Raw genomic sequence first — 1,118 nt, 5'->3', positions numbered from 1 at the left:
CATGAGCACCCGCTCGAGGTCGAGCCCGGAGAGCATGACCTTCCAACCGCCGTGCAGGGGACCCACCAGGTTCTCCCGGGGCACGACCACGTCGTGCAGGAACACCTCGTTGGTGCCGAGGATGTGCCGGGCCAACGTCGGCGTCCGACGGATCTCCACGCCTGCGGTCGCGGGATCGACCAGCACCAGGGACAGCCCCTCGTGCTTGGGCGCGGACGGGTCGGTGCGCACGTACATCGCGATGGTCGTACCGGGCAGGCCCGCCCCGGTGCACCATGCCTTCTGCCCGTTGAGGACGAAGTGGTCGCCGTGGTCGACCGCGGTGGTGCGCAGTGCCGCGACGTCGGAGCCGGCGTCCGGCTCGCTCATGGCGATGGCGAAACGCTCGGTGCCATCCAGCATGCCGGGCAGGTAGCGGTCGCGCTGGGCCTGGGTGCCCCACTTCAGCAGGGTGAGCCCGGGGATGAAGGTGCCCGAGTAGCACATCGCGATGTCGAGGCTGGCACGCCCGAGTTCCTCGGCGAGCAGCACGAGTTCGAGCGCGGTACCGCCGCCCCCACCGCTGTCCTCCGGTAGTGGGAGGCCGAACCACCCGAGGTCGGCCATGCCGCGGAAGAGCTCCTTGGGCAGGACGCCCTGCTCATCCCATTCCTTGGCCAGCCGCGGTGGGCAGGTACGCGAGACGAAGTCCCGCGCGGTCTGCGCCAGCATGCGCTGCTCGTCCGTGAGGTCAAAGTCCACGACAGCACCTCTCCCATCAGCTAAATCAGCTAACCATAGCGCGTCGGGATCCGCATGGACATCCCACCGCCTGACGCTCAAGTTGCGATAGCCTCAGCTATCAGCTAACTTTTTGTACGGTTTTGCACGTTGATCCGGCCGGAGGCGCCCACTTGGGCGCGAGTGGGCGAGGTAGCCAATGGACGTTGCCGTCACCGCACAGGACAGGCAGTTCCAGGAGGAGGCGCGGTCATGGATCGCCGATCATCTTACCGGTGACTTCCGGACCATCCTGGGCGTCGGCGGCCCGGCCGACGACACCGCCTGGGAACTCCGCCGGGAGTGGGAAAAACTCCTCGCGAAGGACAAATGGCTGAACATCAGTTGGCCGGTCGAGT

General features: G+C 67.0%; 1 protein-coding gene and 1 pseudogene. One reads left to right on the top strand and one right to left on the bottom strand.

The genetic code is table 11. The features are described 5' to 3' along the window. On the bottom strand, positions 1–741 hold a 741-nt coding region (locus tag U9979_RS02370), incomplete at its 3' end, for an acyl-CoA dehydrogenase family protein (RefSeq protein ID WP_322778072.1). Between the two features lie 178 nt (positions 742–919). Between U9979_RS02370 and U9979_RS02365 the strand changes: the two are divergent. Beyond that, positions 920–1,118, top strand: a pseudogene (locus U9979_RS02365) (acyl-CoA dehydrogenase); the annotation flags it as partial.

Origin of the sequence: Protofrankia sp. Cas4 (assembly GCF_963555915.1) — a bacterium.
Lineage (GTDB): Bacteria > Actinomycetota > Actinomycetes > Frankiales > Frankiaceae > Protofrankia.
This window is presented reverse-complemented; position numbering and strand designations above follow the sequence as displayed.